19 protein-coding genes are annotated in these 22,684 nt (G+C 43.6%); 4 read left to right on the forward strand and 15 right to left on the reverse strand.

All coding sequences use genetic code 11. The features are described from left to right. Positions 1-11 precede the first annotated feature (11 nt). The 3 genes from AACT52_RS32785 to AACT52_RS32795 all read right to left on the reverse strand — a co-directional run bounded on the left by AACT52_RS32785 (position 12) and on the right by AACT52_RS32795 (position 2,807). A complete protein-coding gene (locus tag AACT52_RS32785) occupies positions 12-1,199 on the reverse strand; it encodes a homospermidine biosynthesis protein (RefSeq protein ID WP_073634813.1) in 1,188 nt (395 codons plus the stop codon). Between the two features lie 158 nt (positions 1,200-1,357). After that, positions 1,358-1,879 (reverse strand): O-acetyl-ADP-ribose deacetylase, encoded by a 522-nt coding sequence (locus AACT52_RS32790; protein WP_073634791.1) that lies wholly within the window; start codon positions 1,877-1,879, stop codon positions 1,358-1,360. 70 nt (positions 1,880-1,949) lie between these two features. Continuing rightward, positions 1,950-2,807, reverse strand: coding sequence for a glycosyltransferase (locus AACT52_RS32795; RefSeq protein WP_073634792.1), 858 nt, complete (start codon positions 2,805-2,807; stop codon positions 1,950-1,952). Positions 2,808-3,215: 408 nt separating this feature from the next. On the opposite strand from AACT52_RS32795, the gene cobO reads away from it, so the two are divergent. Continuing rightward, entirely contained in the window at positions 3,216-3,878 is a 663-nt protein-coding gene (gene cobO, locus AACT52_RS32800; RefSeq protein WP_073634814.1) for a cob(I)yrinic acid a,c-diamide adenosyltransferase, read from the forward strand. A 48-nt stretch (positions 3,879-3,926) separates the two neighbouring features. Here cobO and AACT52_RS32805 read toward each other — a convergent pair whose 3' ends face one another. The 7 genes from AACT52_RS32805 to AACT52_RS32835 all read right to left on the reverse strand — a co-directional run bounded on the left by AACT52_RS32805 (position 3,927) and on the right by AACT52_RS32835 (position 10,813). Further along, complete coding sequence (locus tag AACT52_RS32805; RefSeq protein ID WP_073634793.1) at positions 3,927-4,694, reverse strand: hypothetical protein; 768 nt, start codon at positions 4,692-4,694, stop codon at positions 3,927-3,929. A 742-nt stretch (positions 4,695-5,436) separates the two neighbouring features. Then, positions 5,437-6,420 carry an RNA polymerase sigma factor, RpoD/SigA family gene (locus AACT52_RS32810; RefSeq protein ID WP_073634794.1) on the reverse strand — a complete coding sequence of 328 codons (984 nt, stop codon included), beginning with the start codon at positions 6,418-6,420 and terminating at the stop codon, positions 5,437-5,439. 542 nt (positions 6,421-6,962) lie between these two features. After that, the gene (locus AACT52_RS32815; RefSeq protein ID WP_073634795.1) at positions 6,963-7,211 is read right to left on the reverse strand and encodes a hypothetical protein; all 249 of its coding nucleotides are present in this window, start codon (positions 7,209-7,211) and stop codon (positions 6,963-6,965) included. A 9-nt stretch (positions 7,212-7,220) separates the two neighbouring features. Beyond that, the gene (locus AACT52_RS32820; protein WP_073634796.1) at positions 7,221-7,445 is read right to left on the reverse strand and encodes a hypothetical protein; all 225 of its coding nucleotides are present in this window, start codon (positions 7,443-7,445) and stop codon (positions 7,221-7,223) included. Positions 7,446-7,591: 146 nt separating this feature from the next. Next, positions 7,592-7,837, reverse strand: coding sequence for a hypothetical protein (locus AACT52_RS32825; RefSeq protein ID WP_143172935.1), 246 nt, complete (start codon positions 7,835-7,837; stop codon positions 7,592-7,594). 315 nt (positions 7,838-8,152) lie between these two features. Then, positions 8,153-9,883: a helicase HerA domain-containing protein gene (locus tag AACT52_RS32830; protein WP_073634815.1), complete on the reverse strand. Its 1,731-nt coding sequence runs from the start codon at positions 9,881-9,883 to the stop codon at positions 8,153-8,155. A gap of 132 nt (positions 9,884-10,015) precedes the next feature. Further along, a complete protein-coding gene (locus AACT52_RS32835; protein ID WP_073634798.1) occupies positions 10,016-10,813 on the reverse strand; it encodes a glutathione S-transferase family protein in 798 nt (265 codons plus the stop codon). Positions 10,814-11,435: 622 nt separating this feature from the next. Between AACT52_RS32835 and AACT52_RS32840 the strand changes: the two genes are divergently transcribed. Further along, on the forward strand, positions 11,436-12,323 hold the full coding sequence (locus AACT52_RS32840) for a fasciclin domain-containing protein (protein ID WP_073634799.1): 888 nt from the start codon (positions 11,436-11,438) through the stop codon (positions 12,321-12,323). A 197-nt stretch (positions 12,324-12,520) separates the two neighbouring features. Here AACT52_RS32840 and AACT52_RS32845 read toward each other — a convergent pair whose 3' ends face one another. Next, positions 12,521-13,456 (reverse strand): NADP-dependent oxidoreductase, encoded by a 936-nt coding sequence (locus AACT52_RS32845; RefSeq protein ID WP_073634800.1) that lies wholly within the window; start codon positions 13,454-13,456, stop codon positions 12,521-12,523. Between the two features lie 41 nt (positions 13,457-13,497). Further along, a complete protein-coding gene (locus AACT52_RS32850) occupies positions 13,498-14,760 on the reverse strand; it encodes an NAD(P)/FAD-dependent oxidoreductase (protein ID WP_073634801.1) in 1,263 nt (420 codons plus the stop codon). Between the two features lie 849 nt (positions 14,761-15,609). Between AACT52_RS32850 and AACT52_RS32855 the strand changes: the two genes are divergently transcribed. After that, positions 15,610-16,500, forward strand: coding sequence for a helix-turn-helix domain-containing protein (locus AACT52_RS32855; protein WP_073634802.1), 891 nt, complete (start codon positions 15,610-15,612; stop codon positions 16,498-16,500). Between the two features lie 243 nt (positions 16,501-16,743). On the opposite strand, the gene AACT52_RS32860 is transcribed toward AACT52_RS32855, so the two are convergent. The 3 genes from AACT52_RS32860 to AACT52_RS32870 form a co-directional block, all read right to left on the reverse strand. Beyond that, positions 16,744-17,919, reverse strand: coding sequence for an MFS transporter (locus AACT52_RS32860; protein ID WP_073634803.1), 1,176 nt, complete (start codon positions 17,917-17,919; stop codon positions 16,744-16,746). Positions 17,920-18,517: 598 nt separating this feature from the next. Then, positions 18,518-20,023, reverse strand: coding sequence for a phenylacetate--CoA ligase family protein (locus AACT52_RS32865; RefSeq protein WP_073634804.1), 1,506 nt, complete (start codon positions 20,021-20,023; stop codon positions 18,518-18,520). Between the two features lie 88 nt (positions 20,024-20,111). Continuing rightward, positions 20,112-20,450: a hypothetical protein gene (locus tag AACT52_RS32870; protein ID WP_073634805.1), complete on the reverse strand. Its 339-nt coding sequence runs from the start codon at positions 20,448-20,450 to the stop codon at positions 20,112-20,114. A 462-nt stretch (positions 20,451-20,912) separates the two neighbouring features. On the opposite strand from AACT52_RS32870, the gene AACT52_RS32875 reads away from it, so the two are divergent. After that, entirely contained in the window at positions 20,913-22,679 is a 1,767-nt protein-coding gene (locus AACT52_RS32875) for a serine/threonine-protein kinase (protein ID WP_073634816.1), read from the forward strand. Positions 22,680-22,684: the final 5 nt, after the last annotated feature.

The following is a 22,684-nucleotide window of genomic DNA, read 5'->3' on the forward strand; positions in this document are numbered from 1 at the left end:
CTCATCTTCCCCTACTCCCCACCTCCGGTATTAGGAATCAACCTGCCTACAGGATAAGTTGCGACTTCTTGGGGAGAACCGCCATCAGTCACAGCAGCTGGTATTTCATCTACTGATTGGGTTTTAGCTGCTAAATAATCTGTCCGCAGCTTTTCTAGCATCTGTTCGCGCTTGTCATACAGCCGCTTCAAAGAACGAGGCTGACTTTGGTTTAAAACGTAAGCTGTGACTAACGGCAGTGCAATTGTGCTATCAGTATAACAAACGATGGTGCTGGGTAACTCATCTGGGTCAATCTTACCCCAACTTACAGCTTCCGAGGGTGTTGCTCCAGATAACCCTCCAGTATCTGGACGGGCATCGGTGAACTGGACAAAGTAATCGTGTCCTCGTTCTTCTAGTCCCAAAACTTCATGAATTTGCGGTTGTGTTTGTAGCAAAAAGTTTTTCGGACTGCCACCACCAATAATAACAGCTGCACTCTTGCCTCCTGTCTCCCGCGCAGAGTAGGCAATAGCTGCCGTCTCGTTGACATCTATCGAAGGGTCTAAGATTAGCTTGGAACCTTCCAACGACAATGCGGCAACGTTCATACCAATGGAACTATCACCCGGCGATGATGTATAAATCGGGACTCCACACTCATAAGCCGTAGCGATCAGGCAGGAATGCTTAACCCCCAGTTGCTTTTCTACTTCCCGGACATACTTGCCTAGTAGATGATGAAATTCCGCAGTTCCCATCCGTTTTTGGAATGGTTCTGCTTGCAAAACTTTACGGATGAAAGCATCTGTTTCCAACAGCACATCATAGCCAAAGATAATGTCATAAATACGGATAGTACTTTGCTGGCGGAGCTTCACATCATCCAAAAACGGATTGCCAGCGAACAGTTCAAAACCTAGCCCATAGTGCATATCATGGTAAAGGTTAGCACCAGTGCTGATGATCCAGTCAATAAATCCGTTGCGGATTAACGGTGCCAGTGCAGAAACTCCGTATCCTGCTGGTGTCATCGCACCAGAAAGGCTGACTCCTACCGTCACGCCTTCCTTAAAGACATCTCGACTAAGGAGATGACATATCTCCCGTAACCGTGCTGAATTGTAGGCGGTGAAGTAATTATCAATCAAATCGACGACGCCGATATCAGTTGGCATCGGTGCAGGTGAGATTTTTTTACCCAGCTGTTTTGACATTTTTTGGTAGCCCCCAAAGAAATAACTGATAAGTTTACTAGACATCCGTCACTGCTTGCAGTGAGCGCTGAGAGCATCACTTTCTAGTTAGCCCCAGACTTGTATTCTATGGACGACTAGATGTCAAATCTGAATAAACAGACAGGATACAATCGTATCTACCTTTGAGTGATTTCTTGCATCACCTGCAAGTAGCAATTGTAAGCGTTTTGCCCAAAACAAACGAAAATGGCTTGTTCTAGGGAATCATTGCTCTGTAAAAACTTATTAACTTCACTAACAGCAATTTTAGTAGCCCGGTGAAGCGGAAAACCATAAGCGCCTGTGCTAATGGCTGGAAAAGCAATGGTTTTTATGCCATTTTGCACTGCTAACGCTAGACTGTTGCGATAACACTGTGCCAATAGCTCATCTTCACCAGAATTCCCACCTTCCCATACAGGACCAACGGTGTGAATGACCCACTTTGCCGGAAGTTTATAACCAAAAGTTATCTTTGCTTGCCCAGTATCGCATCCGTGTAACTTGCGACACTCTTCCAAAAGTTCTGGTCCGGCGGCACGATGTATCGCGCCATCTACACCGCCTCCTCCTAACAGGGTGCTGTTGGCAGCATTCACAATAGCATCTACCTGTAGTTGAGTAATATCGTCTTGGATAACGGAAGCTCTATTTTCCATAAATCAGCCGTCGTTGCATTCTTAAGTGTTTTGGTTGATCATATCTCCTAGACCAGAGATGGTAGGTTGATTAGGGAAGATACTTATACTTTATGCAACCGTGCAAATGTCCTGCAAACCAGGCAAAATTTAATAACCACCTCACTAAACTTTCTCTATCACGAACTCTCAGCATAAATTTCAAAGCAAGAATGACTGCGTCTTTGACAAACCCCTGCCATTTGATCAACTTAGGCATACCCACTTGTTGATGCTTTTTATGTAGCAAAACGTCGTAACAAGCTAATTTCCAAGATCGACGGTACAAACCTTCAATGGTGTTGCGAAACCGGAAATGAACGAGTGCATCTTTTGCAGAGTCAAGTGTTTTCCCTGCCTCTTGAATCCTCCAGCAGTAGTCAACGTCTTGGAGTGAGAGCATTGTTTCATCGAAACCACCGACCATTTCATGGACTGAACGCTTGACACCAAGATTACTGGCACCTGCATATGGAAAATATGGATGTTTGTTAACTCCATTGCCCTCTGCGTATGCACAGCACTCAATGACCCACGGTTGATTCAGTTTCGAGTACTCGTTGCAACCTGCAACTAAGTCGTGTTTGGAGAGTGCTTCAATCATAGCTGCTACCCATCCTGGGGCAACTTCGTCGTCAGCATCGCAGAATGCAAAGGCAACACCCTTGGCAACATTTGCACCAACGTTGCGCGCGTGGGCAGAACCTCTGCGAGCAGATGCTTCGACAAAACGAAGATGAGGTATGCGGTGCTGATATTGTTTGATGATCGCCACTGTGTCATCAGTTGAGCCGTTGTCGGCAACAACAATCTCCCATGGATCGGAGCATTGCTGCTTAGCCAACGCCTCCAATTGAAAAGCGATGGTATCCGCAGCATTGAAACAGGGTACGATCACACTTAATTTCATAAAAATTTGATATTCCCTTCAATTCGTGCTTTTTCAGCACCTGACGTTGTTTATCAAAATTTTTTATATATATTTTTTCTGATACTACTGAGGTTGCTGTGTGACAAATTTTTCACTGGTCATAGTACCAAATTTTGAGATTTTTTTGTTATATAATTAACATTTCTATCAGTGAATTTAAGGGAATGCCTTGGGTAGTGTAACGGAAGCTGCAATCAAATGTAAACTAAACTAAACTGTTTAGTTTAGTTTTTCCTGTAGCGATTGTTCACAATAGCATCTACCTGTAGCTAAGTCATATCGCCTTGAATAACAGAAATTCTGTTTCGCGCAATTGAGTTCGCTTGCTTCAAATTGACTGTTTTGGTTCATCCTAGTAGTAATGACACTGAATTCAATGCCAGCGCCATGCAAACCGATGAAACTTGGGCAACCACTAGTGATGTAGCTGTTGGGGAGAATTCCTCCCTGACGTCAGAACAGTACCGCAAAAAGATGGAGCGACGCAAACAAGTGCAGGAGGTGCGAGTTACTAATGCCTCTACTGAAAAAGGGTTAATTATCGTAAATACTGGTAATGGCAAGGGAAAAACCACGGCGGCGCTAGGAATGGTGTTGCGTGCGCTTGGTCATGGTTATAAAGTCGCGATTATTCAATTTATCAAAGGAGCTTGGGAACCTGCGGAAAAAAGAGTTTTCAGTATTTGGCAAGATGATTTATTAGAATTTCATGCTATGGGCGAAGGCTTCACTTGGGAAACCCAAGACCGCGATCGCGATATTGAAAAAGCTGTCGAAGCTTGGCAAAAAGGATTAGAATATATCCGCAACCCAGATTTCAAGCTGGTGCTGTTGGATGAAATTAATATAGCTCTTAAACTTGGTTATTTAGGAGTTGAAGAAGTTTTAGCCGGGTTGGCTCAAAAGCCACCTGACAATCATGTTATTCTCACGGGCAGAGGTGCTCCCACGGCATTGATTGAACAAGCCGACTTGGTGACAGAAATGTCTCTCATTAAGCATCCGTTCCGCGATCAAGGCATTAAGGCGCAACCAGGAATTGAATATTGACAAACGTGTCAATTTGTGTATTGCAAATTGTCGGTTATTTTTGATTTCCTACTGACTGATACCGCTTTGACACATTTGTAAAACTTGGCGATCGCTGCTAGCGATTCCATTGACCGGATAATAATCTTGCAGCGTGACAGAGTGGGCATAATTACTGGACTCATCATCCATAACCCGAGGCAATGTATTGTTTGTCGCTACCTGAGTAGGGCTTTTATCACCAGGATAACCTGTTACCGTCATTGCCAACTGTCCTGAAGACTGGAGTGTCCCATTAAAACAACTAAACTCAGAGCTTGGCATATAGAGCGCACCAATCACTTTGCTCTGCCGTTTCTCAAATATGATATAGCCCTGCCCGAGTTCACCTGATTTTGGCGATTGACCATAAAGGTAAACACCATCTTGTTGGGGAAATTTAGCTCCTGTAGCCGCAGCTGTGGCTTTTTTGGCAGATGTTTGGGGTTCTACAACCTTTGCTGTGGTTGTTGTAGAGACCATTTCTAAATTATTTGGTTGAGTGATATTTGGTTGAGTGACATGACCTAGAACACTCACTGATTTTGTCAGTGCTTTGCGCAAACGGGCTTGCTTGTCCCCACTGAATTCTGAAGCAGGCGAAGGATGACTTTGCAACCAAGTGTAAGTTGGTAACTGAGAATCTGTAGAGGACACCGTGGATGGATCAACGTATGCAGTTTGGTTACTGAGTACTGGTTTCGGAAAATTAGCAACAAAACCAAGGATGAGAAGTCCGCCTACAAAGGGGATTCCTAATAAACTTGAGGAAACAAACTTTTTGATGTTGTTAGCCACCCTACTACTCCTGTAAAAAAATTATCTGGGTTTTCTACAACTTACTTACAACTTACTGAAGTATTGATATATAAAGGCTCCGTCAATGGTTTGATTTATATTGTCTGGAGAAATCTTTGCCAACAAATAAATTTTTCATTGAATTTTCGGCGATGATCTTAACCTACCATTATTCGGTCTATTCGCGCTTCACCCATTAGGTTCACCCCATAGGATGATTGTTTGGAAAAATGAAAAATAAAAAATGAAAATCTAATTTTTAGTATTTTTCTTTTTCATTATTTAATTTCAAAAACAATTGACACCTTTTTCCTAGAGTCATCTCTCTAATGTATGAACAAGCTAAACTACACAAGCAATTCTGTTCATTCCGGATTTCGTCCAGAAATTTTGGCAAAGATCACGTGAATATAGGGAAGTAGGGGAAAATGGTAACGCATGACCAAGAAAGCACTTCAATACTCAGCTGGTTTAACTTTAAGCTGCAATTGTGAAGAACTTGGGAATTTTTAAAGATAACCCTCAAAAATTCTCTTGTCTTAAGTTCAGACTTAACGAGCGTCCCACTGTACCAGGCTTGATATAAGCTCACACAGCAAGTGGATTCATCTGTGGAGGTCATTGTTAAGTTCTGTGTTCTGAGTTCTGTGTTCTGTGTTCTCCTCATAAAAAAATCGCCCCCTGAATTCAGGAGGCGCGTTGCCATGATTCATTCAAGAGGTAGCAATGCTACGTCTTTCGATTAGCTAGCAACGTATTCTTTAACATTGGCACGACGACGACGCAGATGAGCAAGGGCTTGATGCTCTAACTGACGGACGCGTTCGCGGCTGAGGTTCAACCGTTCGCCAACTTTCGCCAAAGACATTTCGTTTCCATCCAGTAAACCAAAGCGGAGGGCTAAAACTTCTCGCTGTTGCGGGGTGAGTTCTGCCAGCATATTGTTTAAGTCTTGGCGCAAGAATTCCTGGGTGGTGTAATACTCTGGTGATGGTCCTTCATCTTCGAGCATTTCTTGCAGTTCGGTATCTTGGTTATCGCCAACTTTTACATCCAAAGATACTGGCTGACGCGCCATGTTCAGGTACTCGCGGATCTGGGCTGGTTCTAACTCAAGTTCTTTGCCAATTTCCGCAGGAGTTGGCGATCGCCCCAACTTCTGAGCCAGTTCACGCTGCACTTTTTTGATTTTGTTCAGCTTTTCGGTAATGTGGATCGGTAAACGAATTGTACGACCTTGCTGAGCGATCGCCCGTGTAATCGCTTGACGAATCCACCAGTAAGCGTAGGTTGAGAACTTATAACCACGCGTTGGGTCAAATTTCTCCACACCCCGCTCTAATCCTAGTGTTCCTTCCTGGATCAGATCCAGAAACTCCATGTTCCGCTTCTGGTACTTCTTGGCAATGGCAACAACTAAGCGCAAATTCGCTTCAATCATCTTCTGCTTTGCCCGCTTGCCTTGGTGTACTATCTGTTTGACCTCAGTCTCAGATTTGCGAACATGAGCAGCCCATTCTTCTAAGCTAGGTTCCTGGCGCAATTTCTTCGTCAAAGCCTCCTTAGCATCCAGGAGCGTCATCATTTGTTGTACCTGCTTCCCAAAGACAATCTCTTGCTCACGGGTTAGCAGCGGTACACGACCAATCTCGCGCAGATAGGTTCGCACCATATCAGCCGTGAATTTGGCGTTAAGGTTTTCGGTTTGGGTGTCAACAGTAGGCATTGGTGCGTTTTCCTCTACTCCGTAAACAAAAATTAATACTTAATAACTAGGGCGGATTGGGAAAGTTAGTACACGTAATACGCATCCAGGGGAACTATCAGGAGAAAATTGATTTCTACAGAATTTGTCAAGACGGTTACTCTTTTCGATAGGTTCCCCTACCTTCCCTAAATTTTGAAATCGTTTATAACCATACTGGTTTGTCTTCAATAATTCTTTTAATCCTTAAAATCCCTGATGGCGAGAATCATAATCCGAAGTCAGTATGACTTCTAGATCTTCTATAGTACGATATATCATGTTAATCGTAAAGTACTTTAGTTAAATCTTTCTATTATAATGCAAATCAATCTTATTGTACGAATAGTCTAATACTCATTTTGAAAAGTTACACTATCTATAGTGACTCTAAAATCCCGTAATCATTCCTCCATCCATAGCCGGATAACCGAACTGAAATGGTTCTCATCATGGAGGGATGTCACGAAATCTAGAAATCGGGAATTGGAAATTGAGAATTGGTAGTTGAGATGTTTTCTCCCTTAACCTGGGTTTAGAGCTATCACTTTTTTCACCAAAGACTCAATAGCCGAAAAGGGCGCTCCAGGCTTGAGAGCCACTTCAAAAGCCATGTAACTATCTCTTTCGTAAGTTTTGAGCCAGTTCCAACTCTCCTTTGAACCGAGATACCACTTCTGACGTAAGGCAAAATAGTCTTCAAGCACCGTATATAGCAGCCACACACGACGGTAATCAGCTTCAATGTCTCGTTGGGAGATGCGCTTTAACATCTTGTAGCACTAAGTGCGCCGCAGTTGAATTTCGTTTGCTGATAGCGCCGCAGGACCAGTGGCAAAGAACTCGTCTACTTGCTTGAGCAAGTTTTGCCCGAAACCTTCCCGTTGCAATACTACGCCCCCGAGAATCCGCAGGAAGGAACTATCTACGATTATAACATCTTTCTCGTTATAGATGAAAATATCTAGATAGTTATTATCCCAGAAACGGGTATCCCGCAGACTCAAAGCCAGTTTGTCTCACAGCAATCAAGTCGTAGTCACTCTTGGGGTGTCACTAATCCCTTGTGTTGGCACGTCCAAAGTCTCAGAGTTAGGAGGAATGGGAACAGGAGTGTTGAAGGTATAAATCTTAGGTGGTACCAGTAACTTGTTCAGGGCGAGGCGGGACTGGGCGCGAGCTGGGTTGCTTTGGCGTTCAATCCTAATGGAAAAGTTCCGCCCTTTTCCACATCCAAACCAGTATTAAAGACAAGTCCTTTTGGAAAAGTTCGACTGCCTATCTTTATATCTTTCTGGAGAATGATGGATAAGTTACTGGTTGGTTGTCCACCTAAGGTAGCGATCGCACTTTGAAGTTCCTCTTGGAGGATCGCAACACCTGCGCGAAAACCAAACACTTTTTGAAAGCCAAATGTGTCTCCTATTTTGCGTTGAAAAAATATATTTTCACCTTTTTTGAGCAAATGCGGAGGCAGGTTTTGTCTGTATAGCCGCGATTTCTAATCGCCTGGATACATAAAAATAAGCTTTTCAAACATCCTCTTAAACAGCCCAAATGTTCCTTACTACATAATTGCCATCGCGAAAACTTAAACCGAGACTCAGCGCTCCTTTGCGTTTACCTCAGCGCTCCTCTGCGTTTCAAAACATTACGAATTCATGAAATACTGTACTTAGCGACTACCAATTGTCAAATTTCAAATCGAAAATTTCTAAAACCCGAGATCCGCTTTAGCTAGTTCAGCAGCAGCGAAGACTTCTTCATCTGGTTTTTCGTCCCAAGCAGTTTCGCCAATTTCTTCGTAGAATTTGATATCGTAGGGACGGGTACGCACAACCACCGGCATGGGAACGGCGTGACCTAAAATCAAGGCTTGTTGCTTAGAGTCCAATTTTGCCAACACAGACCGTAAGGCACCTCCACCAGACACCCCTGTAAAAATCGCTTCAATGTCTTTTTCATCGTTGAGTAAGGCGGTGATGCGAGTGCCAATCTGGGACATAACTTCATTATCTATCCCTGATGGACGTTGATCAACTACCAAGAGCGTTACGAAATATTTCCGCATCTCCCGGGCAATAGTACCAAAGATTGTACTTTGTACCGTCGCTGGGTCGAGGAAACGGTGCGCCTCCTCAATCGTAATCATCAGTTGCGTTGGTTTATCGTTCGGATTTTTTGTTTGTAAAAACTTTTCTGCCTTACTGACATAGTGTTGGTGAATCCGCCGGGTAATCATGTTGGTCACCAACATATAAGAAAGCATATTCGATTGAGAGCCAAACTCTACAACAATATTCTTCCCAGCTTCTAGGGAACGCAACATTTGATTGACGTAATTTTGGGGACACGCCGCACGCATATACTTTAAATTCTCCAATCGCAGGAGTTTGCGCTGCAGTGCTGTAATCGAACCTTGGTGTCCTCGCTTCTCTTCACAAAAGAGCTTGATTTCCTCGTTGGTCATATTTATGAGTTGGAGAATCCAAGACTTGCCAAACTCAGCGAACAAAATATTGGCGTTATCCAAACTCGCTTCCGAAAGTCCTAAATCTCGACTACATAACTTAATATCTTCTACTTCAATTTGGTCGTAACTTAAGTAGAGTTCTTGAGCGTGAGAAACGCCTCGGCGCTTGGTGGATTCGGGATCGAGAGTGTAGACTTCAACAAGACTAGGAAAGAGCTGTTTTAAACCTTTAACAGTGCTAAATTGTTTGCCTTCTGAAACAGCTTCCCAGCCATATTCTGAGTGCATATCAAAAATCAAATTTACCGCAGCATTTTTGCGGATTGTCCCAGCTAAGAGTAACCTTGTTAAAAACGATTTGCCAGTTCCTGATTTCCCAAAAACGCCGTTGCTTCTTTCTACAAAGCGGTTTAAATCGAGGCAAACTGGTACCTCCATATCCAGTGGTTGACCAATGGAAAAATTTTTCCTTTGAGGATCGTCTTCCCAACCAAAGACTCTACGAAAATCTTCAACGGATGCTTCATAAACTTGGCTAAAGTGGCTGGGAATCGTTTTCACTGGGAGCAGTTCCATTGTCGTGCTGGTTTGCGGCTGAAATGATGCCAAACCTGTCGTCGATGGAACAAAGGGATTTGCAGATTTGCCGTTTGTTGGTGAAAAAGATTCTTGAGATTCCGGGGTAAACATCAACATAGGCGCGAGGTTGATGGTACCGTATGTCCCGCCTCCTGCTAAAATCTCTCGCAAAAAAGTGTCTTCCCAATTAGGAGGATTAGCAATAATTCTTTGGTTGGCAATTCCCAACGCTACGTCTGTGAGCATGCAGAAAAAACGCGATCGCACCCCTTGGACAACTAAAAACTTACCCACCCGCATATCTTCTACCGAAACATCGGGGTGCAATCTAACTTCTAATCCCCCTGTGAGAGAGCCTTGTATAACCGAACCTAATGGAGCGTCCAAATTCATTTCATTAATCACATAGTGATGAGCTTTCTCATATGTTGCATTGTAATTGTACAAGACAAAATTGGCGACAAAAGTTTTGTCATTTGTCATTTGTTAAGAACCAATAACTAATGACTAATGACTATTGACTCATTACTCAATTTGAATTGAAGTAGGCGCATTTGGACTTGCTGTGGTGGTACCACCTATGAGTGGTTTGCGATATTGCGCGTAGAGGCGATCGCGCCAAGCAAAGAACGGTTGGTAAGCTGGATTTTCAGCCAATACGGGGACTCCTTTGCCTCTGATGGTTTCTGGTAAATTTAGATAGGGACCATCCGGGAACTTCAACAATATCGACATACCCGCCACGGTAAAGTCAGCTAAGGTCGGTTCATCTCCTACTAAATAAGGACTATCCGCCAACAATAACACGAGCGCTTCCAAGTCTTGTTTCAAGTCGGCGATCGCGCTACGTATCGCATCTGGGCTATAACCCACCCCTAAACCCAAAACTGTCAGTACGTCGCTGGGTACTCCTTCTACCAGATTTTTGAGCACATCTGGTGTGTTGCTTGGGAGTAAGGACTTGCGAAAATTCTGGTTTTGACTAATGGCAGAAAACAGTGCTTTGCGACCTTTAATGCCAATTGATTCATCCGCCCATTCTTCTATTAATAAACATACACCCCGCTTCTTTGGATCGGTTGGTATCAAAGGGCGTTCTGGATACTGTGAGTCTAAATACTTGGCTATCTCCGTTGAATCCGCTATATATCTACTACCGTCCTTCAAAACTGGTACTTGACGCTGACCAGTCAACCGGAATAGTTCTACCTGTCCAATCCCTGGCGTCACCTCGATTTTGCGGTACTCCAGCCCTTTATAATCAAGGATCAGACGCACTTTTTCTGAGTATTGAGATAATTCAAACTGGTATAATTCCAGCATTCTTCAGTTCCTGTAGGTGGTTCCCTTATAAATTTTACAATGATGAAAGCAGAAAGCGCACTCCAACGAGCGTGTGGGACGCAACTCGCCTGCACTGGCTTCTTTGTCGGAGAGCGCACCACGAGTGAATGCGTAGCACATGCGCGGTGCTGCTCATATGTTTTCTAATCAATTGCTCAATATATTCACTTGCGCTTATTCCTTTTTCTTTTGGCTGGAATTATGCAATTATGCCGGGATTTTCATTTTCAGGGAACGCAATAAGTAATTCAATAGTCTATAAATGTTTTTTCCATTCAACTATATTTGATATAGACTTTGATGCGGGTGGGAAATTATAGCGATTTTCAATTTCATAGAATACGTTTTGAAAGAACAAGAGAACACAGAATTCATTTTCATTACCTAGCTGATGAGTTGAGGAATTTTATTTGCCCTAGATCCACTTCATTCATGCCTTGAACGGCTATAAACTCATCAATAGGAAAATGTTCAAATTTTTCCATAATAATTTATGGCTTATTTGTGACAAAAAATCTTACTTCTTTAGTTAGATTTTCTGTCTACCAAGATGATATAAATCATTATGGTAATGTGTGGAAATTAAAGCCAAACAAAGTTTATGAAGGTTGAACACAGCAATTTGCTGACCAAGTTGGCTGGCATAGTAGGAGTAACGGGCATTAGTCTCCTTATGGGTCTACCTACTGGAGCAAGCGAGATATTAAATTCTAATCCTGGTATTTTCAAGGAAGCAGCGTATAGTGATGCTCAACGCCTATTAGTAAATGCAGGTTATTCTACACCTAGTGAACCTGTACTACAAGCTACATCCAAAAAAAACCCAGCTAAAAACACAACAGTGGCACAAGGACGACGAGGAGTAAACCCCAGTCCTAGTATTTTACAGGAGTGTCCTTATAACCGTGCTGCTTGTCCTGGTGGAGCTGGGACGACGAGTCCTTCTACACCTCCCACATCTCCCCCTGGAAGCACACCCACGCCGCCTGGAACAGAAGTACCTACAACACCAGGTACACCCACAACACCAAGTACACCCACCACGCCTGGTGCACCTGGAGCAGATACAGGCAGCAAAAATTTGGTAGCAGTTGCAGAGTCCAACGGCTCCTTTACGTTTCTAACCAAAGCTTTAAGGGCAGCTGGACTAGCAGAAACCTTGCAAGGTAAAGGTCCTTTCACAGTCTTCGCACCTACTGATGCAGCATTTGCCAAACTGCCACAAGATGCGGTACAAGATTTGTTAAAGCCAGAAAATAAAGAAGTCCTGGTGAAGATTTTGCAATATCATGTGGTGAAAGGTTCAGTATCGTCCGGTGATTTGAAATCTGGAGAAGTCAAAAGCATTGAAGGTGGTCCGATTAACGTCAAGGTTGATCCGAGCGCTGGGGTAACAGTGAATGATGCTAAGGTAGTTCAGCCTGACATCAAAGCCAGCAATGGCATTATTCATGTGATTGATAACGTGATTTTGCCTCCTGATTTGTAAGTTGTTGGCAGATGTAAACTTTGTAACATAAGTCAGTTGTAATAAGTTTTTAGGAAATGGGTAATAGGTAATCGGTAATGGGTCTTCCCCCTACCAATTACTTGTTACCCATTCCCGTATTGTTCTGTTTGTCAATTAAAGTGTATTAGTGAATATATACAGAAATAAATTGAATTTTGTAACATAACAATATCTAATTAACACTCATTGTCTACTTGCAACACGATTTTGCCGTGGGTGCCGCTTTGAATCAGTTCGTGTGCCCTGCGGGCTTGCGTAAGCGGTAGAACAGTTCCAACTCGTGCTTTTACCCGCCCAGAATCAATCAGACTGCCAATTTCACTGAGATGAGTTCCACTGGGGTGAACCATCACCATTTTGCCCTGAACCCCGTAGAATGCTGTGGCGTCTCGTGATGGAGGGCTAATTGTTGATACCAAAGTGGCTTTCTCCTTCATCACTTCCAAAGAGCGTTCCTGTACATCGTTACCTATAGTGTCTAGAACAAAGTCAATCTCCTCAATCAGATCCTCAAACGGAGTAGCTTTGTAGTCAATGACTTGATCAACCCCTAGCTTAAGTAGGTAATCTCTATCTTTAGCTGAGGCGGTTCCAATCACCTGCGCCCCTTGCAATTTGGCAAACTGTACCGCAAAAGAACCAACACCGCCTGCTGCACCGTGAATCAGTGCAGTCTGCCCAGGAGACAGTTTACCCGTGTGAAACAGCGCTTGCCAGGCCGTTAGTCCAGTCATGGGAACGCATGCTGCTTGCACCGGATCGAGGGAAGTTGGTTTGGGGGCAACATCTGCTGCACGAACAGCGATAAATTCAGCGTAGGCACCATCTCGCATCATGTCTGCCAATGCGTAGACTGCATCAGCAATGTGGAAATTAGAAACTTGTGAGCCAACCTCAACAATCTCACCCGCCACATCCCAGCCTAAGATGAGAGGCAGTTTGTGAGGCATGACTCCTTTAAGATAACCTGCTCGAATTTTGCAATCGAGTGGGTTGACAGCAGCAGCCTGAACGCGGATGAGAACTTCATCTGCTGCAATATTGGGTCGTACTGCATCTTCGTCTAGGAGAACGTCTGGTTCACCGTAGGAGTGAATACGAACTGCTTTCATTGTTTCTGTTAGTATTCTGGTCAACTTAAATGCTTAAAGGATTACCCCGCAATCTGTCGAAACATCTCTTCTGTGAGCCATTCTGTTCCGGCGACAAAATTACGTCCTGGCGTAGGGAGTAACTCTAAATAAGCGCCTTGACGAATCAGATGACCGAGTTTGCCTTTCACCTCAAAGCGATCAAAGATTTCAGCAGCACTCTCGTCCAAACCCAACTTGAGCAGTGTTCCACGTAAATGCACCTGGGCGGGAAGAGGTTGTTTACCTTCAAGCAAAGCTTTGATGTTGTGGGCGATCGCTCTTCCCTGCTGATAAGCAACTTGAGCCGTAGCAGGCTGGGGGTTTTGGGGATCTATAGAACAATCTCCCCCAGCAAAGACTTCTGGGAAATCTGGCAGTTGCAGAGTTGAGTGTACTATGAGGCGACCTCGCTTGTCTCGATGCTCAGCTGCAATAGGTAATGCTTCAATTAAAGGATGAGTTGCTGTGCCAGCTGTCCAAACAATTGTGGCAGTTTCCAGTACATGAGTTTGTCCATTTTGCTCAAATTCCACTGCATCGGGCTGAACTCCACGGACTCCAGCGCCCAATAATAACTCAACATGCGCAGTCCGCCGACTTAGTGCTGAGTGTGCCGTTTTGCGCAGACGTTCGTTGACAGCGTCTTTAAGAATCTCAGTCCCGCGTTGTAGAATAACGATGCGAATATCCTGAGCATTACCGCCGAAAGGCGTGTACCAAGTAGGCAACAAATCTGCCAAAGTTGCAGCAAGCTCAACACCAGCAGGACCTGCACCAATGATGGCGATAGTAAGTAGCTTGCGGCGCTGTTCTGGGTCTTCAGTTTGGCTTGCCCGTTGAAGACAGCTTCGTAAATGTTTACCTAAGGCAAAGACATCTTGATCAGTACGAAACGGTAAGGAATATTCTTTTGCGCCTGGAGTCCCAAAATAGCCTGTAGTACTGCCCAACGCTAAGACAAGATAGCGGTAATTGTAACTTAAACCAGAGTTGAACCTGACCTGTCGCTGTTGTAAATCAATCGCTTGAACGGTATCTAGAAGGAACGTGATACCGCTTTTGTGGAGTAACTCATCGTAGCGGGGCAAAACCAACTCTAGATTGATTTCGCTGCTGAGAAGTTCATAAAGCAGGGGTTTGAAAACGAAGCGCCATGATTGGTCTACCAAGATGACAGGACAAGAGCATTGTAAATGCCTCAAGTACAGTGCTGTGAACAATCCAGTAAAGCCGCCACCCAAAATCAAAATGGGGAGATTCGTGTTGCTAGTTTGGACTTGCATCAGTTGCTCAACTCCTCTGCTCAAAGGTTTTGCTGAAGGTTCTGAGGTAATGGAAAAAAGCAGCAGTGGGTAGGATTGCCGTTGACATAATCAATCAGGCTGTCTACCAATAGCTGCTGTTGTTAAGGTTCAATGGGGAAGATATCCAGTTGTGCAAAGACAGGTTTGTTTTTGGACACTGTAAGCATTTTGATACCTTGTTATTCGTCAAAAGTGCATGAAGAAAATTGAGATAGGGCGGATAGCGGCTAAACTTGCTAATCTCATCGCTACTCTTCCAAAGGGCGCATGAGAGTGAGTTGAGATTGAGTTTAGGGGTTGCTCCTCACCGGTGTCTTATCTTTTCTTGCGAAAAATATCCTGATATTGCAAACTTCTGCAAAAGGTTCTGATTTTTCTATGACTTTCGATACTTGATTTCAATCAAGGAATTTTTAGGAGTTTTCATTCTAAGATACCTAAAGATTCGGAGAAAATTTTTAACAAAATTAAATTTTCTTAGTAAAACATGAGAGTAAAGTTATCTACTGAGTAACTGAGGTAATAACTACTTTTAAGTATATTTGCTGTTACAACTAGGAAAAAAGGCTATGGAAGCAATTACGCGGCTCATAGCTTAAGTAAGTTAACGTTTACTGAGTAAAGATTTAAACCCTTTTTCAGGGTTTGAGCTTGAAGCTTGTAGGAATCTACAAGGCAGCTTCCCGAAGAGTATTTTAGTTCAAGGCTCACTGCAAGAATTGCTGAAGTTGCTTGTCAATATAGGTTTATCAGCCAAAGCCACTTCACCAAGTAAGTTCAAAATTTGACACAAATCACACTTAAAACCTAGGCACAGAGGCAAGAACCATGCCAAATGAGCAGGTCAAACTGATTGATTTTCGGCAGGAAGGAGCATCAAATCTACTGTTTCCTAAGCCAGCAATCTTGTCGAGTAATAATGCGAACTGGACAAATATCCATTTTGAGTATCACCAACAGCCTGGACATGATATAACTTCTTCACACACAATGCATGTAATCGTTACTGCACTTTCTTCTACTACAGTAGAGCGATGGATAGATGGATGCTTCCAAAAGGAATTCCTAAATAAAGGAGATACTGCTGTTATCCCTGCTAGCACTCTGCATAGAAGCACATGGCGGCAACAGATTCAGTTCATGTTTGTGGCGTTTGAACCAACTCTCATGAGACAGGTAGGACAGGAGTTGGTCAATCCTGATTGCATAGAATTGATTCCCCATTTTGCTACGGTGCAAGACCCACTGATTCAAGGCATACTGTTGAATCTCAAAGAGGAACTCGTATCGGGAGGCATTGGTGGTAGGTTGTATGTGGATCAGCTCAAAACTACGCTAGCGCTTCATCTGCTGCGAAAGTACTGCACCTGCACACCTCGGATTGCAACTTACTCGGATGGGCTACCAAAGTATAAGTTACAACAGGCACTTGAGTATATCAACGCCCATCTTGAACAGGATATCCAACTGGCTGACCTTGCCGAATTACTGGGTATGAGCCGGTATTACTTTGTGCGTTTGTTTAAGCAATCAATGGGGGTAACGCCATATCAGTATGTACTTCAGCAACGGGTGGAACGGGCAAAGGTGCTGTTGAGGCATCGGGAGAGGGCGATTTCTGATATTGCGCTTGAATGTGGTTTTGCAAATCAAAGTCACTTTACCAAGCACTTTCGACAATTTACGGGAAGGACTCCAAAAGCTTATCAAAACAGGTAAAAGCCATGTCAGAAGCAAAACCTTTTTCCCCCTGCTCCCTGCCCCCTGCCCCCTTGCAGTCTTAATGATAAGTCTTTAACCGGACACGATATAACCCCCCAGCCCCCTTCTACTGCATCCAAGGATGATCATAAAACCCCACCCCTAACCCCTCCCCGCAAGCGGGGAGGGGAACTTTAGCGTAGCTAAAAGTGGGGTGGGGTTTTCTAGATATGGGGAATTGAGGCTTTTGATTTGCGTGTGTTACTTCCAGCGCGTCATCACCCCAAAGGTCATGACAGCCAAAACCAGCATTAATCCCCCAGCCAAGCCATAAGCGGTGCCTAAGCCAACCGATTGACTTAAGGGTTGACTGATGATAGGTGAAATGAACTGACCGAGGAAAAAACAAGTCGTCAATCCGCCCAACACTCGACCCCGCGAGACAGCAGGAATGACGGAGGTTAAACAAACATTCAGGTTTGGCATCAACAGTCCTAGTCCGAAACCACCAACTGCTAACCCAACAAGAACGATTCCATATGCCGGGGCAAAGCCTATTATCATATAGCCAATGCCCATGAACAAAAAGGCGATCGCGTAAATATTAATGAACGACAGACGTGCTTTGATGCCCTGATATCCAAAAGCAGTCGCAGAATTGAAGAGCGTGCATAAGGCGATCGCTAATCCACTCTGAGATGCATTAGCATTGCCCAACTGTTGCAGATAGAAAGGTAATTGTACTGGTATCATGTAGAACACTACCTGGGTGACAAAAGCAATTCCGTAAGTCAGCACCAGCAACACCCACGGAAAATCACTTGGTTCTGGCGGTGTATCTTTGAGTTGAGTAGAGGAATTACCTGTGCGACTAGGTTCCGGCAAAAGCAAGATAAACGGCAAAAGCACTAGAGCAACTAGGTAAATTAAAAACGGCATCCGCCAAGAGATATCTGCCACAAAACCGCCGACAGTGAGGAAAATCACGCCTCCCAAACCCATAAATGCTGCCTGGAATCCTAGAAACTGGGCGCGGGTTGCACCAATGTAGTAGTCTGCAATCAGAGTTGTAGCTGTGGTCATAATCCCCGCTACACTCAAGCCCAGCAGTGCCCGTCCTACTAGAATAACTCCTAGGGAGTTCAATACAAAGCCTGAGCTACCAGCCAAACCATACACAACCACAGCTATGCTCAGCAATGGTTTTCGTCCAAAGCGATCGATGATTAGGCCTGCAAAGGGAGCGCCTATTGCAATGCAGAGTGCTGGAAACGTCAAAACCAACCTCACCCAGTAGTCCACATTTGCGACACTGGCAAAATGCTCGCGCATTGCAGGTAGTGAAGGTGCGATCGTTGCCCCTGCCATAATAGTCAGGGTGCTTGTCACGAGCAGAGTTGCTTTGACCAAGAAGGAATCAGTTTTTGCCTGCCGCATAATGTAATGACATAATGGTGAGGTTTTTGTGTTATTGCAAGCCTAGTTTTCTTCAGCGCTTATGGTCAGGGACTCCCAGTTGAGTGCAAACCCCACGAATAAATTCGTTGGCTCTGCGGTTAACGCGACCTGACCATAAGCGCGTCCATTAACTGGACTACGAAAGCGAGGAAGTGCTAAAAGTCCTACCTACGAATGCTTGCCAGTTCTGCGCTTGAGACCAAGGGATTAAACAAGTTTATGGGAGTTAAGCTAGTGTCTCTTGGATACGCCGACTCTAAACATTGGCGTTAGCGAAGCGGAACCTTTTAGGTTCGGCAAACTTTACCCAGAAATGGGGTATCTCGGAAACGAGAATCAGGGATAAGTGTGAAGGGAAATAAATTTCCCTTCGGGCTTCATCCCCATAAATAGAATTTATTTGCTCTGCGCCCTTTGATTTTGGTGAAGATGCCATAACCTGGCTGATAGTTTTTGTCTCTACTTAATGTGAAAGTTGAAATTGAGTTTAGGTGATACCCCTCACCATTGTCTTTTCTTTTCTTGCAAAAAGTATCCAAATATTGCGAAGTTACTGCAATTGTGCTAAATAACCCCACTACTTACGGGTATAACGATGCTTCACCCCAACAGGGAAATATTCTGGATCGCCTGTTGGAGCTAATGCAACTTGTGGTATTTGGTATTCTGGGGGAACGTAGTTCGCAAATTCGCTGTTGAGGCGCTTGAGTTGGGTAAGAATCGAGGATGTTATGGCTTCCCTTTTATCTTCACTATCTTCCACGCCTGGTGCTAACTCCACAACCACAGATAAAAATCGGTTCTTGTCTGCATCTTCTTGCACTTGCAACACGAATTTACCCGTCACCCATTCTCTAATGACTGGTTGCTCTAATCCCACTGTCACATTTTCTGGGTAAATATTTGCCCCAAAGTAAGAAACTGTAAAATTAGAACGTCCAAAAACGTAAACGAAAGGTAGCGGACGAACGCCTCTTCCACCCTGATTTTGTAACTCTGCCACTGGGTCGAAGCCATATTTTGCCAAAAACTGGAGCATGGCATCGTAACTCACTATTCCCCCAGTATCTAAGATGTTGTATCGCAGTAGGGGAATGCCATTGTCTCCAGAAAATAGCAATGTGCCATCTATCACTTCAAAAAAGCGACTTACGGGGTCATACTGTACCAGCGTAGGTAAACGAGATTCCCCAAACAAAGCACGCGCTGCCTCTGGGTTATTTGCTAAAAACCGCCGAATGCAGATACTTAAAGGTGTTTCGTTACCCAATACACCTGCATCCGCTGTGCCGTAGAGTGATACTGAGTCGTAGCAGGAATGTTGGGAACCAACTCTTTCACCCACCAAACTACGCCATTCTTCACTGAACACTTCTCCCGCCATCACCAACTTTATCTGATATCGCTGCCACTCGATACCACGGGCAATTCCAGTATCAATAATATCTTTAAGAAACGGAGGATATCCTAACAGCACAACCTGTTCAAAATCCGAACCAAGTTCCTGCACGACTCGAAAGATTTCTTCTTTATTGTTGCCGGGAGTCACCACAGTGATAGGATAACCTTTGCTGCCAAGATAGCGACAGCAATTGGTGGTGTACATTCCGCCTACCCAGGTTCCTAGACTGAAACAAATCACAGCTAGAGTACGTTTAGTATCTGCATAAAAACTGTCATGAAATACCTGCTCAAAACGGGTGGCAATTTGCATTTCATCTGCAAAAAAACGCGGCCAAAATGTGGGTTTTCCTGTGGAACCAGAGGAAACAGCTATCATGTCGCAGGTTTGTAACTCTCCGTGGCGGCACAATTGGGCTAAAGGATAACGTAGCAGGTAATTTTCTTTGGTGAGTTGCGGTAGTCTTTGGAAATCCTGGAAGTTTTGGTATTGATCAGGATTTACCCCATGATGTGCTAAGAAATCTTTGTAAGCGGGTACAGTAGCAGCCATCTCATGAAATAACGCCAAAGCGGCTCTTGAAGTATCTGTGTTGAGATGCTGTTGTAGTAGTGTTTCTAGGGGTGTAGTTAAAAACTCTTGAAATGCCGTAATTGCACGCTGCTGTTTTTCTGCTTTCATTTGCAAAAATCTGAGTATTTTTCTCTATTTTCTCCTTATTTATGAGGATTGCGACGTAAAATTTGCGAAGTGACCTGGAAATACTCATTTAGTCGCTATGAGTAGATTTAGCAACTGTTATGTCTTTGTCCACCTTACCATTTTCGTTTTGCGTGGTGGTGTGTTGTTGAGCTACAGAGGAAGTTCCGTCCTGAGTTCCATTGTTTCGGGGTGCTTGAGCGATACCCGCTCCTGCTGTTATTGCACTACTTACGACTCCCAGTATGGCAGTCCATTTCTCACCACTTAATTTTGAATTTGGAATCGCTGAAGCTACCGTTGCCACCACCATTATTATGCCTGCTAATCCAAAGCATACTATAGGGTAAGAAGCTTTTGTTAATTCAACTTTTGCTTTCGTTAATTGGATTTTTTCATGCTCACTCATTGGAAAACCTCTATTATTGTTCACAAACTATCAGACTCAGTTCATATGTTTTTGTTTTGAGAAAAGCTAATTAAAGTAAGTTTCTAAAACTTTTACTTTATTGTTGATAGCTTAAAAAAATGTTAATGAGCTTCTCAATAATGTTGAGACATTGATTTTGATGAACTCAGTTCTAACACTTTCTTCAAATCGATAAAAGGTATTTCCAGAAATCTCCCATTTTTTTTTTCAGCTAAACAAAACAGGGAAAGTATTCTTGAATTAAATTAAGTATAAAATATTCTCAGTACCAAGCCAAAGATCTTGATTATTCTTCAATGCTATAAAAATCAAATATCAAGTTTTGGCTCACCCATAAAAAAAGGAGGGCAAAATAATAAGGATAAAGGGCGAGATATGCGTAATCGCGGCTTTCCACTTTGTAGCAACTTAATAAAAACTTTTTATTCATCCTTCAGCGCTATGGATGTTTATTGCAGCAAACAACACGTAAACAATGAGAAGAACCGCTTTTGCACTCAATGCGGTGAGCCGTTACCTCTTCCGGTAGGGCAAATTATCAATACTAAGTATCGGATTATACGTTATTTGGGTCAGGGAGGCTTTGGACGTACTTATTTAGCTGAGGATTTAAATCAATCGCAACTACAGTGCGTGCTGAAGGAATTTGCACCCCAAGTTGAAGAACAGCAAGATTTAGAAAAAGCTAAAGAACTGTTTGAACGAGAAGCAAGTGTGTTGAAAAAACTTCAGCATCCTCAAATTCCACGGTTCCACGCCTCGCTACAAGTACAGTTGAGCAACAAAGATTTTTTCTTTTTAGTGCAAGACTATGTGGAGGGTGAGAACTACTGGGATTTATTAGAAACCCGCAAAACTCAGGGGCAAACTTTTAGTGAGGAGGAAGTTGTCAAACTGCTACAACAGATGTTGCCCGTTTTGTCTTACATCCACTCTCTCAATGTTATTCACCGCGATATTTCTGCTGATAATGTGATTTTGCGTACCCCCCAAGAGGGGGGTTTGCCTGTGCTGATTGACTTTGGTGGTGTAAAACAATTGCCAGCCTCTCAGGGTTTTTGGTTTACCCAACTCGGTGGAATTCGTACTCTTTTAGGTAAAAAAGGATATGCACCAGAAGAACAATTACGGCAGGGAAAAGCATTTCCCAGTAGCGATTTGTACTCTTTAGCAGTGACGGCGCTGGTGTTGTTAACTGGACAGGAACCGCAAAAACTCTACGACAGCTTTGAGGGAACTTGGCGTTGGGGAGAAGAAATCAAAGTCAGCCCCAAACTAGAAGCTGTGTTAAAAAAGATGTTGGCTTATAAACCAAGCGATCGCTATCAAAAAGCCGATGACGTTCTCAAAGATTTACAGTCTTACACTCCTGCAGCCGAACCTGTAAATACCAAACCTGTAAATACCAAACCTGTAAATGCCAAACCTGTAAATGCCAAACCTGTAAATACTTATATGACAAAGCTCAAGACAATGGTAGTTGCTCCTGGGCGAAAACGTGTCAATACCGTTGTCAGCAAGCTTCATAACAAAACTCAAATGGTTGCTCAAGCGCTCCCTTTACCCGTTTGGCTTCGTCCTTTTGCTTTCAGTCTTGTCAGTACAAGCGTCATTGTTTTAACTTTGGCTGGGACTTGGGCGATAGTAAATGTCGTTGTTCAAGCTGTATCATCTATTTCTATACCAACAATATCATTACCTAAAATTCCGGGAGGATCAGATTCTCCGGAAAAACCAACTGCTAGCAAAGAAACAAGTCGCAGCAACCAAATTATCCGTCGCCGTCAACAGCTAGAAATTCCACAAGTATTTTTTATACAAATGGTAGATAAAATTTTTTATACTAAAAATCCTGGAGCAAAAGGACGGACTCTTACAGGTAATTCAGAAGATACTGCTTTACGAAATCAATGGTACGCGATCGCCGACGACTTGTTGAATAACTTAGAACGGGCTAATCTGAGCACCTCAGCGCGTCGCAACCTGGGAAACTACAGTGCGCGAGACTACGACAATTGGAGACGTCAAGCACAAGCAGGACAATTGGGTAACTATACCATCGACCAACTCAACAAAGACACAAACAAAAAATTTGATAGATTGTTTCCGGGGCAACGACGTGAGAATGAGAAACTGGATAAACAAACATTTGGTCAAATATGGTATGCGCTTGCTGCGGAGCAAGTCAGTAAACTAGATGGCAACTAGGAGTA

This window comes from Scytonema sp. HK-05 (assembly GCF_963872035.1).
Lineage (GTDB): Bacteria > Cyanobacteriota > Cyanobacteriia > Cyanobacteriales > Nostocaceae > Kalymmatonema.

Excerpts from the sequence above, each read along its gene's own strand:
- AACT52_RS32790 (WP_073634791.1), bottom strand. The coding sequence starts at position 1,879 with ATGGAAAATAGAGCTTCCGTTATCCAAGACGATATTACTCAACTACAG.
- AACT52_RS32830 (WP_073634815.1), bottom strand. The coding sequence starts at position 9,883 with ATGAATTTGGACGCTCCATTAGGTTCGGTTATACAAGGCTCTCTCACA.
- AACT52_RS32855 (WP_073634802.1), top strand. The coding sequence starts at position 15,610 with ATGCCAAATGAGCAGGTCAAACTGATTGATTTTCGGCAGGAAGGAGCA.
- cobO (WP_073634814.1), top strand. The coding sequence starts at position 3,216 with ATGCAAACCGATGAAACTTGGGCAACCACTAGTGATGTAGCTGTTGGG.
- AACT52_RS32815 (WP_073634795.1), bottom strand. The coding sequence starts at position 7,211 with ATGTTAAAGCGCATCTCCCAACGAGACATTGAAGCTGATTACCGTCGT.
- AACT52_RS32850 (WP_073634801.1), bottom strand. The coding sequence starts at position 14,760 with ATGCAAGTCCAAACTAGCAACACGAATCTCCCCATTTTGATTTTGGGT.
- AACT52_RS32875 (WP_073634816.1), top strand. The coding sequence starts at position 20,913 with ATGGATGTTTATTGCAGCAAACAACACGTAAACAATGAGAAGAACCGC.
- AACT52_RS32865 (WP_073634804.1), bottom strand. The coding sequence starts at position 20,023 with ATGAAAGCAGAAAAACAGCAGCGTGCAATTACGGCATTTCAAGAGTTT.
- AACT52_RS32870 (WP_073634805.1), bottom strand. The coding sequence starts at position 20,450 with ATGAGTGAGCATGAAAAAATCCAATTAACGAAAGCAAAAGTTGAATTA.
- AACT52_RS32845 (WP_073634800.1), bottom strand. The coding sequence starts at position 13,456 with ATGAAAGCAGTTCGTATTCACTCCTACGGTGAACCAGACGTTCTCCTA.
- AACT52_RS32810 (WP_073634794.1), bottom strand. The coding sequence starts at position 6,420 with ATGCCTACTGTTGACACCCAAACCGAAAACCTTAACGCCAAATTCACG.
- AACT52_RS32860 (WP_073634803.1), bottom strand. The coding sequence starts at position 17,919 with ATGCGGCAGGCAAAAACTGATTCCTTCTTGGTCAAAGCAACTCTGCTC.
- AACT52_RS32840 (WP_073634799.1), top strand. The coding sequence starts at position 11,436 with ATGAAGGTTGAACACAGCAATTTGCTGACCAAGTTGGCTGGCATAGTA.
- AACT52_RS32785 (WP_073634813.1), bottom strand. The coding sequence starts at position 1,199 with ATGTCAAAACAGCTGGGTAAAAAAATCTCACCTGCACCGATGCCAACT.
- AACT52_RS32835 (WP_073634798.1), bottom strand. The coding sequence starts at position 10,813 with ATGCTGGAATTATACCAGTTTGAATTATCTCAATACTCAGAAAAAGTG.
- AACT52_RS32795 (WP_073634792.1), bottom strand. The coding sequence starts at position 2,807 with ATGAAATTAAGTGTGATCGTACCCTGTTTCAATGCTGCGGATACCATC.